The organism is Halomonas citrativorans, assembly GCF_014898005.1.
GTDB lineage: Bacteria > Pseudomonadota > Gammaproteobacteria > Pseudomonadales > Halomonadaceae > Vreelandella > Vreelandella citrativorans.
In genome coordinates this window covers 1-1,160 of record NZ_JABUYX010000064.1, presented here as the reverse complement: position 1 = coordinate 1,160, position 1,160 = coordinate 1, and the positions used below count along the sequence as shown (strand labels likewise).

The window sequence follows — 1,160 nt, the reverse complement described above, 5'->3', positions numbered from 1 at the left end:
GCCTGTCATCAGTCGCTGCATCACCTGGTGGCTCGCTCTGGATGGTCTGACCGAGGGATGCTTAATGGCGTGGCGCAGCAGGTGCTACCCTACTTGCTTCCCCCCGATACGACGCCTTTCTGGATTATCGATGACACCGGTATTCGCAAGAAAGGACGGCATTCGGTGGGCGTTAGCCGCCAATACTGCGGTGAGATTGGTAAACAGGACAATTGTCAGGTCGCCGTTAGCCTATCGGTGGCGACCGAACAGGCCAGCCTGCCGGTCGCATGGCGGCTTTATTTGCCCACATCATGGACAAACGATCCGGCGCGCTGTCGCCGCGCTGGCGTGCTAGAAGAGGTCGACTTTGCCACCAAACCGGAGATTGTCCTTCAGCAGGTGCGCGAGACACTGGAGGCCGGTATCACGCCCGGTATCGTGCTGGCAGATGCGGCTTACGGCAAAGTGACGCCCTGGCGAGAACAGCTTGCAAAATGGGGCTTGAGTTATTGCGTTGACGTGCCGGAGGGTATCAGTGTCTGGCCGCCTGGCAGTGAGCCTCTGCCTCCGAAGTGGTCCGGCCAGGGGCGACCGCCGACACGATGGCAGCAGACCACGGAGCATCACCCAGTGTCGGCACAAGCACTGGCCAAGTCGCTGGATGCCAATGCCTATCAGGCTATCACCTGGCGGGAAGGTACCAACAAGCCGTTGTGCTCCCGGTTTACCGCTGTCCGAGTGCGTGTGGCGCGCGGCCAGCAGAAGCGCGAACCGGAGTGGTTGCTGATCGAATGGCCCCAAAGCGACGCCGCGCCAGCGAAGTATTGGTTAAGCAATCTGCCGGAAGATACGTCACTGACCACTCTGGTGGCGACAGCGAAAGGACGCTGGCGCATCGAACGAGATTATCAGGAACTCAAGCAGGAGTTTGGACTGAAGCATTACGAGGGGCGCAACTGACGGGGGTTTCACCACCACGTCACTCTGTGTACGGTCGCATACGGTTTTCTGGTCATGGAGCGCCTACGTTGTGGGGATCAAAAAAAAAATCAGCCCCTGCCAGGCAGTTGCCGTATCCGAAGGCTACTGGGCGCGGGGTCATAAAACGCGCACAACGCCACGTGGTTAACTCCATCGCCACCCTGCGATGGGAGCTAAATCAGGCGATCATGATAGCG

General features: G+C 59.2%; 1 pseudogene. It reads left to right on the top strand.

Features of this window, described 5'->3' with window-relative positions:
* Positions 1 to 1,005, top strand: a pseudogene (locus INT20_RS17910) (IS701 family transposase); the annotation flags it as partial.
* Between the last annotated feature and the right edge of the window lie 155 nt (positions 1,006 to 1,160).